Here is a 16132-nt window from a genome sequence, read left to right on the forward strand (position 1 = left end):
GCTCACCGGGTAGCACGGAGGAAGACGCGATCCGCCTTCCTCTCCCAAAATCAGTAGCAAAACGTTCATGAGCGGAGGAAAGCAAAATGACAGTCGCTCTGCCGCAACCATACGAAGATGAGCTTCTATACAGCGTTATAGCTCGCTACATGCAAGCAACCATCGTCGACACGCCATCGAAGGTCACGCGCCTTCTCTTTGGAAGGAGCGTGACGCCCAAGGTCGAATTGATCTTTGGGTTGGATACGCTGGCACGTCAAACTCACGACACATGGAATCTTTCAGCCTATGAGATTGCGCAATACCACACGTTCTTACCGTACTTTATCGCATTTGCGCCCGAACAGCGAAAGGAGGCAGCTCTTGTTTCGGTCGCCAGCAGCAGAAGAACGTCTTTGTCTGCAGCGTCCCTGGGCATCACGGGTTACACCCGAGTCGATCGCCCAACCAAGTTTAGATTTTGCCCGCAATGCGCAACAGAAGATATTGCGCGTGTCGGTGAGCCGTACTGGAGGCGGGCTCATCAGTTGCCTGGCGTGTTCATTTGCCTTAAACACAAATCCCTATTAAGAACACCACCTGCCGATTTGATGCGGGAGAGCGGTACCCGATGGTATGCGGCCAGGGACGTGATCACGGATTGCATCGCGCATGATTGCAACGACAAATTTTCGTGGATGAACAATTCGGACGTTCTGACAGCGATGATCCGGTCGGTAGACCTTCTCACTATACTGCCGCAGCCCCTCAAGCCCTCGACACACGAGTACTATCTATCTCACGCTGACGCGGCGGGATTTGTAAGCCCAAACGGTTATCTGAAAGTGCAAGCCTTACGTACCGGCATGACCGCGATGTACGAAGAGGAATATTTGAAAAAAGTTGGATTAGCCCTTCCTTCCCTCAGTTCGATCTGGCCAACCCGGATGATGTTATCCGAAAAATACACACAGCCACTTCAGCATATTCTTCTCGACCATTTCCTAAAACAACGACGGGTAAGCGGCCACATCGTTCGATTGACAAATTCTGCACGGTACCTCTGCCCTAATCCTTACGGTTCGCACGGGCCTGCTCACAATATTGACAAGGTATCCGTCCACGAACAGACTGATGGCTCTCGCATAGGCCGAGCGTCATGCAAATGTGGTCTCAAGTTTTGGTTCGAAGGATGTCGACCTAGTACGGAGATACCAGAAATCTCACGCATCCTTGTATTCGGAAATGACTGGTATCGAGCCGCCAGGAAATTCAGGGCAGACGGAATGTCAAACGATGCCATCGCGAACGAGATGGGGATTTCGCGAAAGCAGGTGGCGCGAATCCTGAAACGAAAGACTGGGAGCCATAAATACATACCCAGCAAAAGGGAGATACTTGAATGGCGCAAGCAGTTCAATGAGCTTCTTCGAAAAGTAGGCTCGGCCGGCCATCAAGGCGCTCGTATTCGCAACACCCAGCTGTTCAACCGTTTAGCATTGCATGACTGTGAATGGTTCAAAGCATCGGCCACGCGGTCCGCTCTCAAACGAGACGCGAACCTGGCAAAACCGAGGCGAGACTGGAGTGCGCGCGACCATCTGTGGAGCGTCGAATTGCGTCGGGCGGCAGCGAGGCTGAAGACGTTTAAGGGAAGGCCTGTCAGAGCGACGGTAAGAGCCATTTGTGCTGAAGCCCGCCTGCCTGAGGTCAACAGACTGGACGTTCGCAATAAACTTCCTCAATGTAAAACCGCATTGGCAGATTTGACTGAGTCGATGGAGCAGTTCCAGACCCGCTGCCTCGAAGTTGCCGCTCAAGAGTTGACCTCCAGCGGTGAAACCTTGAACGCTTTCAACCTCCGGCGTCTCGCCAACATTCAACCACGGTACCTGCTACCGCAGGCAGCAGACGCGATCGTACGACTCGAACGGTCGTTGCGCGCCGAGCCTGATCCGCGGCCGACCACCGATAAGTGACATACAGAAGTCCGGCCACCCGCGCTAGGCAAGGCAGGCCGGACTCTTTGTGCGTGTTTCGTGCGCGTCGTGGAACACCAGGTACAAACTCTTGCGAAAGGTTGTTACTGCCCCACCCTGCCAAATCAAAGACTTACGATGCAAATGCGTGCAGACATTTTTGTGCGGCATCAGATAGCGCGTGCGACGCACCTGTTCTCGAATTCAAACGGCATGAAATACATGCGCGTCGGCGCGCGAAGCCCGGCACGCAAGTCTCGACTACGATGCACAGTCGTATGTCACTTCTCTTTGGATGACAGGTATGCAGGTCCGGCACGGGAATATCACCCGCATCGACATCGTGAACAAGTGCAAGCGTATCCAACACTTGCACTTGCATCACAACTATCAAGCAAAGAACTCAATCATTGCCTGCGCCACCGCCGAAGCATCGTTTTCCATCGGAATATGTCCAGCCTTTGGTATTCTCACCAGCCTGGAGTACGGAATCTGCGAGACAAAGTACTCCGCATTTTCAACCTGCTGGAACGTATCGTCTTCGCCCCATATCAGCAACTTCGGTGTCTGCAAAACGCGCAACTGTGGCACTAGCTCGGTCGTATAGCGACTGTACGCGGCGCCCGCCAGCGCAAGCCACGAACGCGCCACCCGCGCGTCTTGCCAGGGATCGAGGTATTCGCTAATTTCGTCCTCTCCTGCCGGACGGCCAAGCGCGGTGATCACCGATTTGCGGCGCGCGGCAAGGATATCTTCATGCGTCGTCGCAGCTGCTACAGCAGGATCCCTGAACCGGGCGACGCCCGACACGGGCCATGAGTCGAACATCACCGCATTGACGAGCGCGAGCTTCTCGACGCGAATTTTCTCGTCCACGAGAATGTGCTGCGCAACGCCACCGCCAATATCGTGTCCCGCAAGAAGAATTGGCTCGTCGATACGAAGCGCCCGCAGGAATTCGACGACCCAATCGGCGAGAGCGGGAATCGAGGCCTGTTCAACCGTCAGTTCACCGCCCGAACGGCCGAGTCCGGGAAAATCAACTGCAATCGCCCGAAAACCGGCACGCGCAAGATCGTCCATCACGGGCTGCCAGACGCGGCTCCAATATGTACCGTGAAGCATGAGTATCACGGGACCGCTTTCACCGGCGGCAAGGTAGCTGGTCTGGGTGCCCGCGACATCGACCGTCAATCGTTTCATTTCAATCACTCCTTTCTGCGCATTCATTGATTAGCGGATCAAGCGCTTCACATAGTCCGCGCCGAGACCAATCGATTCGTAGTGCTTGCGCGCCGCGTCGATCTTCGTGAACACGTCTTCGTAGCCGACCGCGACGCCTTCTGGATCGACATACGTATAACCACCCGTCACATGGAACCAGGTTATCATTTCCGTGACATCTTCGGGCACGTACAGCGTGTGTGTTTCCCCCGCCGGTTCATGCGCGTAGCTGCCCTGTTCGGCGACCCATTCATGCTCGAGGTAGTACCAGCGCCCTTTGAGCACGAGCGCATGCACAGGCCCCGTGTGACGATGACGCGACAGCACGCCTGACTGACGCACGCGCAGCAGGTTCACGTAATAGCCCTGACTGGCGTTCAGCAGCAGCGGCTTGAATGAAACCGTGGATGTGGTGGGCACCCACAGGTTGTCGTCCTTCAGATACGCGTCGAGCACGCCCAGATGGACGAGGTCCGCAGTCATGTCCTGCGGCTGCGGGAGTTGGTAGGGGATTGCATTTTCGTCGGGTTTTCGTGGGTTCATTTCAGTTGTGCCTCTGCTCTGTACGGTTGCGTAGGCGCTGCCTGCACCAGGCCGGAATGACCTCGCTGGCTGCGGCCCCGTGGGAATATTGACATCTAAGTCAATCTTGACACGTGTGATAAGAATAGCCGGAATTTCGAACATGCGCACGCAAGTGTTTTGTCACATGTATGCCCTCGGTTGCGTTTTGTATCACTCGATATATAATGCGCCACATCCACGAACACCGAGACGTTCGTGCAAGCAGGAGCACAACTATGGCAAGGCCAAGAGAGTTCGATGAAGAGCGCGCGCTCGAAGCGGCGCGCGACGCGTTCTGGGAGCACGGCTACGAAGGCACGTCCACGCGCGACCTGGTGAAATACACCGGCCTGACGCAGCCCAGTCTTTACAACGCGTTCGGCGACAAACGCGCGCTGTTTCGCCGTGCGCTCGAACATTACCTCGATCACACATTGAGAAGCCGGCTAGCAAGGCTGGAAGATGAATTCACGCCCGCTCTCGCCGTCACCGCTTATTTTGCCGAGATCATTCAACGCAGCGGATCGGATATCGGCCAGCGAGGCTGCATGCTGGTCAACTCCGTGCTGGAAAAAGACCAGCATGCGGACGGTTTGCAGGAAGCCATCGCAAGCGAGCTTGCTGAGATAAAGGGCTTCTTTCATCGGAGTATCGTTGCCGCGCAGAAGCGCCGCGACATTCCGAAAGGCATTAGCGCCGATGACGCCTCCGCTCATCTCCTCACGCTGCTGCTAGGCATGCGCGTGCTCGCGCGCATCGGCCCCGATGTCGAATTGCTGCGCTCGGCCGTGGAAGTGTCGCTGGCTACGCTAGGTTTGCCGCGCCTACGGGAGGCGGAGAACAGCAAGCGCAGCAAATGAGTTTTTCGTCGCGCGGTGAGAAACGTTCATGCGAGAACGCCAACTGACCGTGCAAATCCACTTTGTCTTTTGAAGAAAGCATCATGACGCAACGTACTTTTCTTATCACTGGCGCGAGCAAAGGCATTGGCCGCGCGCTGTCCGAACGGCTCGCCCGCGCAGGCCATCAGGTTGTCGGCATCGCACGTCGCACGGATGACCCGACCTTCCCCGGCACGCTGGTGAGCATCGATCTCGCCGATCGCGACGCCACCGACAAAGGCTTGCGCGAACTGACCTCGCGCTACGCGTTCGACGGCGTCGTCAACAACATGGGCTTCGTCAAGCTCGCACGGCTCGGCGAGATCGAACTCGACGATCTGGATCGCACGTTCAGCACGAACCTCGCGCCCGCCGTGCAAACCGCGCAGGCGTTGCTGCCGAACATGAAGGAGAAAGGCTGGGGACGCATCGTCAATCTGTCGAGCCTGGTCGTGCTGGGCGTCGCGCAGCGAAGCACGTATGCTGCCGCCAAGAGCGCGATGATCAGCTTCACGCGCACATGGGCGCTCGAGCTTGCCGACTCCGGCATCACCGTCAATTCCGTGGCACCGGGACCGACCGAAACCGAGATGTTCCGTGAGAACACCCCTGTCGGCAGCGAAGCCGAGAAGCGCTTCCTGTCGCTCGTGCCGATGAAGCGCCTCGGCAAGCCGGATGAACTCGCGGCGAGCGTGGAGTTCTTCCTTTCCGAGCCGGCAGGGTTCATCACCGGGCAGACGCTGTATGTCGATGGTGGCGCATCGATTGGCAAGGCGGCGATCTGACGCGCAGCCGATCCATTCGCTATTTCGCGCGCTCATTCGCCCGGTTTTTCGCCCACACGGCGCAGCCCGCCGTCACCAGAAGCAGCACGACGGCGAGCGCGACATTCCCCGCCGCAACACCCGCTAGCCGATGATAGGCAACGGCGACATCGTCGCTCAGCCACACGCGGTCGTGAACGAACGTCAGGATGACGACCGCGCCGAATTGCGTGCCGACATAGCTGATGTCCGAATGTCCAAAGCGCAGATAGCACGAGAGCCACACGAACACGCACACGGCTAACAGGCAATACACGATACTGCCAGCCGTCAGCGGCAGCACGACGAACACCACCACGCAACCCAATGCGCAACCCAGCAGCCGATGGCACATCCTCTGCACGACGCCGTAAGGCGACCACGTGCCCTGGGCATCGACGGGAACCATCAGAACGACGAGCGCCGTCGTCATCGCCTGCGGGAATCCCTCGATGGGATAACGCCATGCCAGATACGCGAGCACCGACAGCGTGATCGTGCCGACCATCGTATGCGGCACGCGGCCAAGCGTGCGGTCGGTCAACGCGTGTGCAACGGCGGGGCGCGGTGCTTCGGCAGTTGGCACGCGCGCGTCTCGCAACGACATGAGGGCCGCGCCCAGCAGGGTCACGCCCAGATAGGCCGCCGTGCCGATCAGAGCGTTGATCCACAGCGCCTCGGCAACGCCTCGCAAGTCGGTGTCCGGCTCGGCGTGCATGGTCGTCACGATGAAAATGGCGAGCGCAGTAGAAAGAATCCACATGTACCCCGCCGATCGCTTCGTCGCGAGATACAGTCCGGCCGCGGATAGAAGCGCCATCAGCATCACGAATTGCGCAACGTCGTCGGCCGCAAAGCGCGACAGCAGCAGGCCGATGACGGTCCCGCCGAACGTGCCGATGATCTGCTGCACGCCGAGATCGAGCGCGGCGCCCAGCGCGAGACCCGTCAGCGAAAACGCGCAAATGGCGGCCCACCAGATTTCCGGCAGGCCGACATAGCGGCTTGCGCACACGGCAATGAGCGTCGCGAGCACCGCCTCCGTGCAACGCCGCATTCGCGCGCGGAACGTGCGCCGCGAAAGCTCCGCCCGGAACGCGCCGAGCGTATTGCGCAAAGCGAGCAGGAACGTGTCGTACATGATGTCGGACGGGCGTCGTTCGCGAGCGAGGGTTCATGCATGGTACGACATCGTCGGCGGTCCATTGCAAGCCTTCTATTAGCCCGATGCAGACACGCCGGCGCGTTTCACGTCCGCACGCCGGTTTCATAAACGCACCTTCCCTGAACGGTATCCGCCGGTTTTCTCTTGACTTTATTGATTGCGATCGCCATCATTACTCGCATCACACGGACTGAACGTCGTGTTTGATGGCGACAACCGCGAGGTCTTCGGCGCGAAGCCGGGAACACAAACAAGGCCTGCGCACTTTTTGAACCCTGTCAGACAGCCGTCTGGCAGACGTCTTGATCGAGTGAACTCTATGAATAGCAACGCGGCAATCAAAGGTACTGCGGTCGTCACGGGCGCATCGGCTGGCATCGGCATGGTCTACGCAGATCGTCTCGCTGCACAAGGCTACGACCTGATTCTGGTGGCAAGGCGCGCCGAGCGCCTGAATGAACTGGCGAAGCGCCTGTCGGAGCAATACGGCATTCGCGCCACGGCGCTTGTCGAAGACCTGTCGAGGGACGCAGGCGTTGCCGCCGTGGTATCGGCGATTTCGGCAGACCCGTCCATCACGATGCTCGTCAACAACGCAGGCGTGGCAACGCTCGCGGGCTTCGCGGATACGGACTTCAGCAAACACGAAGCGATGATCGATCTCAACGTGAATGCCCTCGTCCGGCTTTGCTATGCGGTTCTTCCTCTGTTCAAGCAACGGGATAACGGGGTGCTCATCAACATCGGTTCGGTGCTCTCACTGCACACGTTGCCGATCAGCACCGTGTACAGCGGCACCAAAGCGTTTGTGACGAGCTTCACTCGCGGCCTGCAACAGGAAGTCGAAGGGACTAACGTGAACGTGCAACTGGTCATGCCGAGCGCAACCGACACGGAGATCTGGGATATCGCGGGCGTGCCTGTCGAGAATCTGGGCAAGGAGCGCGTGATGAGCGTCGATCACCTCGTCGATGCCGCACTGGCCGGTCTTGCGAAGGGCGAAGCCGTCACGCTGCCTTCGGTGGAAGACATCCGGCTCTGGGAAGAATACGACGCGGCTCGCGAAAAGCTCTTCGAGGCCACGCAATCAGGCAAGCCCGCTTCCCGCTACAACATCCGTTAAGCGCGAGCCGTTTCAGGCACTGTTCGCAGCATCGCCGCGCGTTCGCATGCGGCGATGTCTGGACACACAGGCAAAGCAATGATCGGTGTCTCGATCAAAGGCGCGTCATGCTCTCAGCGCCTTCGCGAGATCGGCGAGCCGGTACGGCTTGTAGACAAACGGAAACTCGTTGAAAGCACCGTACTCGTCGCGCAAGGTGGCGAGCGGGTAGCCCGATGTCAGCACCACCTTGACGGCCGGATACCCTGCGCGAATATGATGCGCCAGGTCCATGCCGCTCATGCCGTGGGGCATCGTGATATCCGTGAAGACGACGTCGATATCGTCGCGTTCCTTCAGAATCGCCACGGCCTCGGATGCGCTGCTCGCCACTACGACTTCATATCCGATGCTGCGGAACAGTTCCGTCGCAAGCCCCAGCACGTCCGGTTCATCTTCGACCAGTAAAACTGTTTCGACTTTCGAAGGGACAAACGTACTCGCCGACTCCACGGGCTGCGCCATCGGCAGATAGAGATCGATGGTCGTGCCTTCTCCTTCGACACTCGATATCACGACATCGCCGCCCGACTGGGTAATGAACCCGTAGACCTGGCTCAGCCCGAGTCCCGTGCCCTTTCCCGGTGGCTTCGTCGTAAAGAACGGCTCGAAAGCCTGTTCCAACACTCTCTGAGGCATGCCCGTTCCCGTATCGGATACGGAAATCCGTACGTAGCGGCCAGCCGCCAACACGGCCGTGACCGCTCTGTCCGATTCGACGGTAGTCGTCGCGATCGTCACAGTCCCGCCGTCGGGCATCGCGTCCACGGCGTTGACAACGAGATTGAGCAGGGTCGCCTCGAACCGCGCGGCGTCGACGAGCGCGAACGCAGGATCGCCCGCCAGGCCGAGTTCGCATTTCGTCCTGTTATCGGCGCGGACTTTCACCAGCATCGGCTCGAAATCGCGGATCAGCATGTTCAGATCATGCACTTCCGGCCGCAACGGCTGCTGGCGCGCGAACGACAGCAGTTGCTGCGTGAGCGAAGCGCCGCGATCGATAGCCCGGCGCATGCCGTCGATCATCTTCATGTCGAGGTGCGTGCGCGACTGCGTGGCCAGCACCTGCAGGCCGTTGGACAGCACCGCGAGCAGGTTGTTGAAGTCGTGCGCGACGCCGCCCGTGAGCCGGCCAATCGCCTCCATCTTCTGCGCCTGGAACAGCGCGACATTTGCCTTTTCCAGCGCAGCCGCCGACTGCTTGCGTTCGGTAATGTCGCGCGTGACCTTGGCAAAACCGACCAGCTCGCCGCGTTCGTCGCGAATGGCATCGACCACCACGTGCGCCCAGAAGCGGCTGCCATCTTTGCGCACGCGCCATCCCTCGCGTTCCGCACGGCCTTCCCGCGCTGCCGTCGCGAGAATCATGGCTGGCGCGCCGTTGGCTCTATCCTCGTCCGTATAGAAACACGAGAAATGCTGGCCAAGAATTTCGGCGTGGCTATACCCTTTGATCCGCTCGGCCCCGACGTTCCAGCTCGTCACGATGCCTGTGGGCGACAGCATGTAGATCGCGTAGTCGGTGACGCCCTGTACGAGAATGCGGAATTGCTCCGCTGTCTCGCGCGCCGTATGGTGCGTCTTGTGAGTGTCGCTCATCTGGGACTATCCGGTGACGGGTTCCAATGGCCGATTTTACGCTCCCGCTGAACGATCTCTGCACGAGCGCCGACAGCGGCCACCGTCGGAGCACGGCTTATGGCCAGCAGCCGGCATCGACGGGAATCCAGCGCGATGCGGGCAGGCTCTGGCATCTCAGGGCCGCGCGCACGGACGCTTTCGGGTGCAGCGGCCTCATGGCCGGCTGGTGCGCAGCGAGGTGGGCGTCGAGCGTGGCCGTCAGATCCTGGATGCGCGCCGGTTTGCGGAAAAACCGCGTCCACGATTGCGGAAAGCTTTGCGGCTCTGCCGCAGCCGACAACAGCACGATCGGCAACCCGGAATGAGCGGGCTGCTCATGCACCAGACGGCACAACTCGGCGCCGTCGATGCCGGGCATTTCGTAGTCCGTGATCATCAGCTGGAACGATTCCCGACGCAGGATATCCAGTGCGCAGTTGGCATCTCCAGCAACGCTCACGTGGTGACCGTCGCTTTCAAGCGCCAGTTGCAGCGACCAGAGGTTCTCCGCGTCGTCGTCGACCAGCAGTACATTTGCCACGGTTTGGCTCGTAGTATCGGTCATGCGGATTCGCCGCTGCCGACGCCGCCGTTGGCGGCAGCCGGCGCATCGTTTCGGTTAGCAAGGTCTGCAGGGCGCTCATTGCGCTGAACATGCGCCCGCATCGGAAGCGTCTTTGCCTTTTGACGGCGTGTCGCTTGCTGGAAAGAAGGCGCCTTCGACAGCCTCTTCGGTCTCGACAGATTGCGCTGCCATGACTCGCTCCTTTGCACTTGTGTTACAGGCAGTCCGCAATCGATGTGCCGCAACAGCTTAAAAGGAGACATTCAGCATGCAACGTGAAGACTTCGAACAGCAGTTGACGGCACTACTTCGCGACGCAGGGCCGGATACCGTCGCGGAGTTGACGGACACGGTGATTGCCTGCTGGAACGGCGAGAGGCTGGTCTACGCGGATGTCAGCGCGGAAGGGACGGGCGCATTGGCAGGAGTATTCGAACTCGACGCGCGCCGGTGAACAGAATGGAAAGGCTGACCCGCCGACTGGCTGACCGACCCCGTATTGAGCGTACGCCACGATCTGCCCGGCGCGACATAATTGACGGCGTCGGCAAATTCGTCTGTTCAGCCCGCCGCAGAGCGGGTGCGCGGGGTGCTCGCTGGATATGCGGCGGACCAGCGGATTGAAGATTTCCGAGCATACGCCGTGCCGGACGATTCTCGCGGCGGGTTTTTGTTGGGTTGCGGTGTTTTGGTGCGCAAGCGGTTTGGTCTTTTTGCCTCTGCGCTGGCATCCGCGGTTTGTTAGCGTGCTTCAAACGTCGCCCCTGTGCGGGGCGGCACCTACTTTTCTTTGCCGCCGCAAAGAAAAGTAGGCAAAAGAAAGCGGCTAACACCGCCAGTTCTTGTGTTTGCCTGAGGGCCCTCAACCGGTCTTACGCTTCACACGGCAGCATTTCTGTTCGCGTTCGTTGCCAACGCTTCGAATGACCGCCTCACCCACTTCAAACACCCGCACAAGGGCTAGCGGCAGCGAATGGTTTGCGCCGCCCAGGTGGCAAACTGTGTGTAGGCCGTGGTACTGCACGCGCCTCACTTCGGACACGATAGCGCACGCGTTCCACCTTGTAAGAGCGCTAACATGTACGCCGCGACAACCTACACACAGTTTGCCACCTGGGCGGCGGTGGACTATCTGACACGGCATGCGGAATTGCGGGGGCGTGAAGCGGGTGAGGCGCAGCGCAAGAGCGTTGGCAACGGACAGGGGTCACGTGATTGCCGTGTGAAGCGTAAGACCGGTTGAGGGCCCTCAGGCAAACACAAGAACTGGCGGTGTTAGCCGCTTTCTTTTGCCTACTTTTCTTTGCGGCGGCAAAGAAAAGTAGGTGCCGCCCCGCACAGGGGCGACGCGTGAAGCTAGATAACAAAACGCGGATGCCAGCGCAAACCCATAAAAACCAAACCGGCCGCGCCACGAAAGCAAATCGCGGACGCCAGCAAAAGCACTAGCAAACCACCCCGCCGGACGGCAAAAACCTCACCGCCGCTTCAACCTGATAACCCTTGAAATCTGCGCAAGCGTAAAACTACTATCCTTAACATACTCGGCATAATCGGACGGCGCCGTCATCGACTCCGCAACAACATACTCCCCCACATACCGAAACCGATCCGACGACGTCCGCACAAAAACAGGAACCGGCGCAGTCTGCCGCGCCAAGGTGCGCCCCGCCGCGCGCGAAGAAGCGCTCCCGTCGCAAAGAATCACCTCAGGCGCATGCGGATTCAGATCAGGCCGCAATCGCGCGGCAACAACCTTGCCGCCCTTAACGGGCAGAAACGCGTGCTTGCTGCCACCCGTCACCTGATGAATGTCTTCACGAGAATATTCTTTTCCGATTTCGAACATGGTTGACTCCAGGACATGACGTCACGCAGCGGCGCTGCGACGCCAATCCCGAAGATCGTATCTGGCCCCTTCTAAAATCGGTGTAAAGACAACGGTCTACGCAATAAACGCGCTATCTCGATCCCTCGCGTTTGCACAAACGCACGCGCTTTTTACACGACGTTTACGCGCTTCGCAGTACGCTAGGTCCATCTCGACAACTGCCGATGGTGGCAACCAAGAACATGGGCTCCGCACAACTTCGCGCGCCGCAAGACTTCGTCCCCGATATCCCGTCGACGCAAACCCGCTCCAACGTCATTCCTCTGCACGCTCAGCGCGTTCAACTCGAAATCTTTCTCACCGGCACCTCGCCGGACGCGTTTCGCAACCATCTCGCGACGCTCCTCCACTCGCCGCTCGGCGTCTACATTTCGCACACGCATATGCTGCACGACAAGGTGCGCGTGCATTTCAACATCGCTCCCGAAGATCTGGATTTCACGCTTCACACACTGATCGCGACGATGTCCGAAGCAACCATCGGCACCATCACGCGCATCGTCAGGTGAAGGAGCGAACACATGTACTCGGGAATCTGGATTCCGCTCGTCACGCCGTTTCGTTCCGGTGAAGTCGATATCGAAGCGCTGCAAGCGCTGACCGATCATTACGCGCGCACCGGCATCGCGGGCATCGTCGCGCTCGGCACGACAGGCGAGGCCGCGCTGCTCTCCGATATCGAGCGCGTGACCGTCTTGCAGGCGATCAGCGACGTCGTCGATGGCCGCTTGCCGGTGCTCGTCGGCATCGGCGGCTTCGACACGCGCGAGTTCGTGCGCGAAATCAGGCGCTTCGAGCGATGGGACGTGGCAGGCTTTCTCGTCTCGCCGCCCGCCTATGTCTGTCCCGATCAGGCGGGCATCGTGTGGCATTTCGAACAGATCGCGCGCGAAACCGAACGGCCCATCGTGCTCTATGACGTGCCGCATCGCACGGGTGTATCGATCGAACCCGCAACCGTTGCGCGGCTCGCGGAACACGAGAACATCGTCGCGATCAAGGCATGTGTACCGCAGCAGTTCGACGCGCTGGGCAAGCTGCCCATCAACGTGCTGTGCGGCACCGACGAGGCTTTCGTCGATTGCCTCGCGTCGGGCGGGCACGGCGGCATTCTCGCGAGCGCGCATGTCTGCGCGGATCTGCTGATCGAGATTCAGTCGCTCATGCAAGCAGGCGACGCTGAGACAGCACGCCGGATCTTCGAGCGGCTCAAGCCCGTGCTCAAGCTGCTGTTCTCCGCGCCCAATCCGTCGGCCATCAAGGCCATGCTGTCGATCGAAGGCCGTATCTCGGATGAGGTACGCATGCCGATCACGGCGGCATCGGCGGTGCTCGTCGCGCAGCTCGCGCACGCGCACGAAACGCTGCGCACTGTGCGCGCGGAACTCGCCATCGCCGTCTGAACGCGGCCGGCATACGCCGGCTCAATTCACACGCGGCCCCATTGATCGACGAGATAGTCGACGAATGTCCTGATTTTCGGCGACGACAGCTTCGCGCGCTCGAACACCACGTGCACGGGCGTAGCGGGCGGCGCAAACTTGTCGAGCACGGGCTGCAAGCGGCCTCGCTCGATATGCGCCGCCACCTGCCACGCGGGCGCACGCACGACGCCCGCGCCCTCGATCGCCGCCGACACCAGCGCATCGAGGCTATTCATCCACAGACGGCCCGTCACGCCGATACGCGTGCGCGTCGCGCCCGACTGGAAGCGCCACTCGACCGGTCCCGGCGCATCCGAGAAAACGAGGCAATCGTGCTTACGCAAATCGTCGAGCTTGCGAGGCGTGCCGCGCTGCGCGAGATACGAAGGCGCCGCGCACACCACCATCTGGATGTCATCGAGCTTGCGCGCGACGAGGCTCGAATCCGGCAGCCTGCCGACGCGCACGGCGACATGCAACCCCTCTTCCACCAGATTGACGGCGCGGTCGACGAGCATCAGATCGACGGCCACCTCGGGATGCATCGCGAGAAAGCGCGGCAATAGCGGCGCGACCACGAGCCGCCCAAGCAGATTCGGTGCGGCGATCCGCAACCGTCCGGACAACTTCCCGCGTCCCGCCGACAACGCGCTGCCAAGCTCGTCCACTTCGCCCAGAATCGCCTTCGCGCGGTCGTAGAGAATGCGCCCTTCGTCCGTCATCGCGAGATTGCGCGTGGTGCGCCGAAGCAATTGCGCGCCGAACTGCGCTTCGAGCGCCGAAATGTGCCTGCTGACCGACGTCAACGACATCGGAATCGCGCGCGCAGCCGCCGACAGGCTTCCCGCGTCCACGACCCGCACGTAGACACTCATTGCTTCAAAGCGGTCCATGATTCGACTCTTCCGGATTTAGCAAGGCTGCTTGCCGTTTTAGATAGATACCGGCAATTTCCGGAATAGTCTACATTCGTTGTGAACGGGACGATAATGCCGCCTGATCGACTGGCGGCGAAGCCACGGGAACACTCACAGATGAAACGTTCGATCTTCTGGCTCATGGCAGGCGCGGCGGGTGTCGTGGTCGCGAACAACTACTACAACCAGCCGTTGCTGGCCGAGTTCGCGCTGGCGTTTCACACCAGCGAAAGGCAGGCGGGAACCGTATCCGTCGCCGCGCAAACGGGTTATGCGCTCGGACTGCTGCTGTTCGTGCCGCTCGGCGACAAGCTCGAACGCCGTTCGCTGCTGCGCACGCTGTTGTGCATCGCCAGCGCGGCGCTCGCGGCGATCGCGCTGGCGCCGACGTTGAACTGGCTCGTCGCGGCCAGTTTCCTGACGGGACTCGTCAGTGTCGCGCCGCAGTTGCTCACGCCGTTCGCGGCACAACTTGCCGGGCCGCAGCAACGCGGCCAGGCGGTCGGCATCGTGATGTTCGGCTTGCTGTGCGGCATCCTCGTGTCGCGCACGATTTCCGGATCGATCGCGCAGCATTTCGGCTGGCGGGCCGTCTATTGGGTCGCGGCGGCGGCGATGCTCGTCACGGCGGCTGTGCTGTCGCGCATGCTGCCGAGCGCGCAGCCCACGTACACGGGCACGTATCGGCGGCTGATGGGTTCGCTGTGGACGCTAATTCGCGAGGAACCGCTGATTCGCCAGACCTCGGCGATCGCCGCGCTTCAGTTCGCCGCGTTCAGCGCGTTCTGGGCCACGCTGGCGTTTCATCTGCACGCGATGGACGCGCATTACGGCAGCGAGGTCGCGGGCCTGTTCGGCCTGGTCGGCGTGGTTGGCGCGTCGGCATCGACGGGGGCGGGCAGGCTGATCGACACGCGCAACCCGCGTCACGTCGTGCTGGCTAGCGGTGCCATCTTCGTCGTGGCCTTTGCGATTCTCGCGGCGACGGGCAACACGATTGCAGGCCTCGTCGCCGGTGTGATCGTTCTCGACCTGGGATTGCAGAGCGGGCATGTCGCGAACATGGCGCGCAACATGAGCATCAAGAGCGATGCGATGAGCCGCATCAACACGCTCTACATGACGATCCGCTTTGCGGGCGGCGCGCTCGGGTCGTCGTTGGGCATCTGGGCGTGGAGCGTATGGCAATGGCCCGGCGTGTGTACGGTTGGACTCGCGCTCGGGTGCGTGTCGGTGATGATTCAGGTGCGGCCGCAGATGGCGGGTGCGGCGCAGCGGGAATGATCGCGTGCGGCGCACCCGCTCTCAACGGCGCGGTGGTATGCACCGCCATGTGATTGCCACGATTAGCAGAAACACGACATACGCAACCGCGAACATCCAGACGGGGAAATCGTAGTAGAGCCAGTGGCTCACCCAACGCTGCACGAAACCTTGCTCGACCGTGCCGCCCGTGCGCAACCGGTCTTCGAGCACGGTGAGCGGGCACGGCACGTCGAGCGCTGCGAGAATCGCGACGACGCCAATGGCCGCGAGATGCAGCACGCGAAAAGCGCGATTGCGCACCCAGGCGTATTGCAACGCTGCGCCCGCCCAGATCGCCATCAGTCCGCCGACGATAAACAGGACGATCAGCGCATGCAACACGAGCACTGCGTCGGCCAGCCAGGTCATGACGTTTCCTGCGCGCTTCTGTCTCGGCCACGTTCGCATGACATGCGGCAGTGAAGAATCAGGCCGATTACATTCTCCCTTCGCCAAGGAATTGTGCAGCGTTTCGGTCACCCGTGCTCGACGTGCTTGCGGCGCACGAAATTCCGTGGCGCAGCGAAAACCTGTCGATCCGAAATCCGTGGCTTTTCCAACGCGTCAACGATGCGCGCGTTTGTGTCCGCGTGTGCAAGTCAATCATCAGGCTCGATGTGCTAGCCTGAATCTTCATCATCCGAGGTGATCCG

The 16132-nt window shown here is 60.4% G+C and carries 16 protein-coding genes; 8 read left to right on the forward strand and 8 right to left on the reverse strand.

The genetic code is table 11. The features are described 5' to 3' along the window. The first annotated feature begins 86 nt into the window (after positions 1–86). The gene (locus tag BLT65_RS26440) at positions 87–1958 is read left to right on the forward strand and encodes a TnsD family Tn7-like transposition protein (protein ID WP_091782847.1); all 1872 of its coding nucleotides are present in this window, start codon (positions 87–89) and stop codon (positions 1956–1958) included. Positions 1959–2348: 390 nt separating this feature from the next. Here BLT65_RS26440 and BLT65_RS26445 read toward each other — a convergent pair whose 3' ends face one another. Both BLT65_RS26445 and BLT65_RS26450 read right to left on the reverse strand, forming a co-directional pair. Next, complete coding sequence (locus BLT65_RS26445) at positions 2349–3188, reverse strand: alpha/beta fold hydrolase (protein WP_208545804.1); 840 nt, start codon at positions 3186–3188, stop codon at positions 2349–2351. 3 nt (positions 3189–3191) lie between these two features. After that, complete coding sequence (locus tag BLT65_RS26450; protein ID WP_091782850.1) at positions 3192–3725, reverse strand: 2,4'-dihydroxyacetophenone dioxygenase family protein; 534 nt, start codon at positions 3723–3725, stop codon at positions 3192–3194. A gap of 257 nt (positions 3726–3982) precedes the next feature. On the opposite strand from BLT65_RS26450, the gene BLT65_RS26455 reads away from it, so the two are divergent. Then, positions 3983–4606: a TetR/AcrR family transcriptional regulator gene (locus BLT65_RS26455; RefSeq protein WP_091782853.1), complete on the forward strand. Its 624-nt coding sequence runs from the start codon at positions 3983–3985 to the stop codon at positions 4604–4606. Positions 4607–4689: 83 nt separating this feature from the next. Further along, positions 4690–5412, forward strand: coding sequence for an SDR family oxidoreductase (locus BLT65_RS26460; RefSeq protein WP_007584373.1), 723 nt, complete (start codon positions 4690–4692; stop codon positions 5410–5412). A 19-nt stretch (positions 5413–5431) separates the two neighbouring features. Here BLT65_RS26460 and BLT65_RS26465 read toward each other — a convergent pair whose 3' ends face one another. After that, the gene (locus BLT65_RS26465) at positions 5432–6571 is read right to left on the reverse strand and encodes an FUSC family protein (protein WP_091782856.1); all 1140 of its coding nucleotides are present in this window, start codon (positions 6569–6571) and stop codon (positions 5432–5434) included. 343 nt (positions 6572–6914) lie between these two features. On the opposite strand from BLT65_RS26465, the gene BLT65_RS26470 reads away from it, so the two are divergent. Beyond that, a complete protein-coding gene (locus BLT65_RS26470) occupies positions 6915–7718 on the forward strand; it encodes an SDR family NAD(P)-dependent oxidoreductase (RefSeq protein WP_091782859.1) in 804 nt (267 codons plus the stop codon). 105 nt (positions 7719–7823) lie between these two features. On the opposite strand, the gene BLT65_RS26475 is transcribed toward BLT65_RS26470, so the two are convergent. Then, positions 7824–9356 carry a PAS domain-containing sensor histidine kinase gene (locus tag BLT65_RS26475; RefSeq protein WP_091782861.1) on the reverse strand — a complete coding sequence of 511 codons (1533 nt, stop codon included), beginning with the start codon at positions 9354–9356 and terminating at the stop codon, positions 7824–7826. A 97-nt stretch (positions 9357–9453) separates the two neighbouring features. Beyond that, a complete protein-coding gene (locus tag BLT65_RS26480; protein ID WP_244186618.1) occupies positions 9454–9918 on the reverse strand; it encodes a response regulator in 465 nt (154 codons plus the stop codon). A 292-nt stretch (positions 9919–10210) separates the two neighbouring features. Here BLT65_RS26480 and BLT65_RS26485 point away from each other — a divergent pair, with 292 nt between their 5' ends. Then, complete coding sequence (locus BLT65_RS26485; protein WP_244186619.1) at positions 10211–10396, forward strand: hypothetical protein; 186 nt, start codon at positions 10211–10213, stop codon at positions 10394–10396. A 1023-nt stretch (positions 10397–11419) separates the two neighbouring features. On the opposite strand, the gene BLT65_RS26490 is transcribed toward BLT65_RS26485, so the two are convergent. Then, positions 11420–11791, reverse strand: a complete 372-nt coding sequence (locus tag BLT65_RS26490; RefSeq protein WP_091782867.1) for a DUF6697 family protein — start codon at positions 11789–11791, stop codon at positions 11420–11422. Positions 11792–11997: 206 nt separating this feature from the next. Between BLT65_RS26490 and BLT65_RS26495 the strand changes: the two genes are divergently transcribed. Both BLT65_RS26495 and dapA read left to right on the forward strand, forming a co-directional pair. Further along, entirely contained in the window at positions 11998–12342 is a 345-nt protein-coding gene (locus BLT65_RS26495) for a hypothetical protein (RefSeq protein WP_244186621.1), read from the forward strand. 12 nt (positions 12343–12354) lie between these two features. Next, the gene (dapA, locus tag BLT65_RS26500) at positions 12355–13236 is read left to right on the forward strand and encodes a 4-hydroxy-tetrahydrodipicolinate synthase (RefSeq protein WP_091782871.1); all 882 of its coding nucleotides are present in this window, start codon (positions 12355–12357) and stop codon (positions 13234–13236) included. A 26-nt stretch (positions 13237–13262) separates the two neighbouring features. Here the strand turns inward: dapA and BLT65_RS26505 are convergent, their stop codons facing one another. Further along, positions 13263–14150 (reverse strand): LysR family transcriptional regulator, encoded by an 888-nt coding sequence (locus tag BLT65_RS26505; RefSeq protein ID WP_091782874.1) that lies wholly within the window; start codon positions 14148–14150, stop codon positions 13263–13265. Between the two features lie 141 nt (positions 14151–14291). On the opposite strand from BLT65_RS26505, the gene BLT65_RS26510 reads away from it, so the two are divergent. Then, a complete protein-coding gene (locus tag BLT65_RS26510) occupies positions 14292–15458 on the forward strand; it encodes an MFS transporter (RefSeq protein ID WP_091782877.1) in 1167 nt (388 codons plus the stop codon). Between the two features lie 21 nt (positions 15459–15479). Here BLT65_RS26510 and BLT65_RS26515 read toward each other — a convergent pair whose 3' ends face one another. Next, complete coding sequence (locus BLT65_RS26515) at positions 15480–15848, reverse strand: DUF2784 domain-containing protein (protein ID WP_091782880.1); 369 nt, start codon at positions 15846–15848, stop codon at positions 15480–15482. Positions 15849–16132: the final 284 nt, after the last annotated feature.

Source organism: Paraburkholderia steynii (assembly GCF_900100565.1).
Lineage (GTDB): Bacteria > Pseudomonadota > Gammaproteobacteria > Burkholderiales > Burkholderiaceae > Paraburkholderia > Paraburkholderia terrae.

Excerpts from the sequence above, each read along its gene's own strand:
- BLT65_RS26440 (WP_091782847.1), top strand. The coding sequence starts at position 87 with ATGACAGTCGCTCTGCCGCAACCATACGAAGATGAGCTTCTATACAGC.
- BLT65_RS26445 (WP_208545804.1), bottom strand. The coding sequence starts at position 3,188 with ATGAATGCGCAGAAAGGAGTGATTGAAATGAAACGATTGACGGTCGAT.
- BLT65_RS26450 (WP_091782850.1), bottom strand. The coding sequence starts at position 3,725 with ATGAACCCACGAAAACCCGACGAAAATGCAATCCCCTACCAACTCCCG.
- BLT65_RS26455 (WP_091782853.1), top strand. The coding sequence starts at position 3,983 with ATGGCAAGGCCAAGAGAGTTCGATGAAGAGCGCGCGCTCGAAGCGGCG.
- BLT65_RS26460 (WP_007584373.1), top strand. The coding sequence starts at position 4,690 with ATGACGCAACGTACTTTTCTTATCACTGGCGCGAGCAAAGGCATTGGC.
- BLT65_RS26465 (WP_091782856.1), bottom strand. The coding sequence starts at position 6,571 with ATGTACGACACGTTCCTGCTCGCTTTGCGCAATACGCTCGGCGCGTTC.
- BLT65_RS26470 (WP_091782859.1), top strand. The coding sequence starts at position 6,915 with ATGAATAGCAACGCGGCAATCAAAGGTACTGCGGTCGTCACGGGCGCA.
- BLT65_RS26475 (WP_091782861.1), bottom strand. The coding sequence starts at position 9,356 with ATGAGCGACACTCACAAGACGCACCATACGGCGCGCGAGACAGCGGAG.
- BLT65_RS26485 (WP_244186619.1), top strand. The coding sequence starts at position 10,211 with ATGCAACGTGAAGACTTCGAACAGCAGTTGACGGCACTACTTCGCGAC.
- BLT65_RS26490 (WP_091782867.1), bottom strand. The coding sequence starts at position 11,791 with ATGTTCGAAATCGGAAAAGAATATTCTCGTGAAGACATTCATCAGGTG.
- BLT65_RS26495 (WP_244186621.1), top strand. The coding sequence starts at position 11,998 with ATGGTGGCAACCAAGAACATGGGCTCCGCACAACTTCGCGCGCCGCAA.
- dapA (WP_091782871.1), top strand. The coding sequence starts at position 12,355 with ATGTACTCGGGAATCTGGATTCCGCTCGTCACGCCGTTTCGTTCCGGT.
- BLT65_RS26505 (WP_091782874.1), bottom strand. The coding sequence starts at position 14,150 with ATGGACCGCTTTGAAGCAATGAGTGTCTACGTGCGGGTCGTGGACGCG.
- BLT65_RS26510 (WP_091782877.1), top strand. The coding sequence starts at position 14,292 with ATGAAACGTTCGATCTTCTGGCTCATGGCAGGCGCGGCGGGTGTCGTG.
- BLT65_RS26515 (WP_091782880.1), bottom strand. The coding sequence starts at position 15,848 with ATGACCTGGCTGGCCGACGCAGTGCTCGTGTTGCATGCGCTGATCGTC.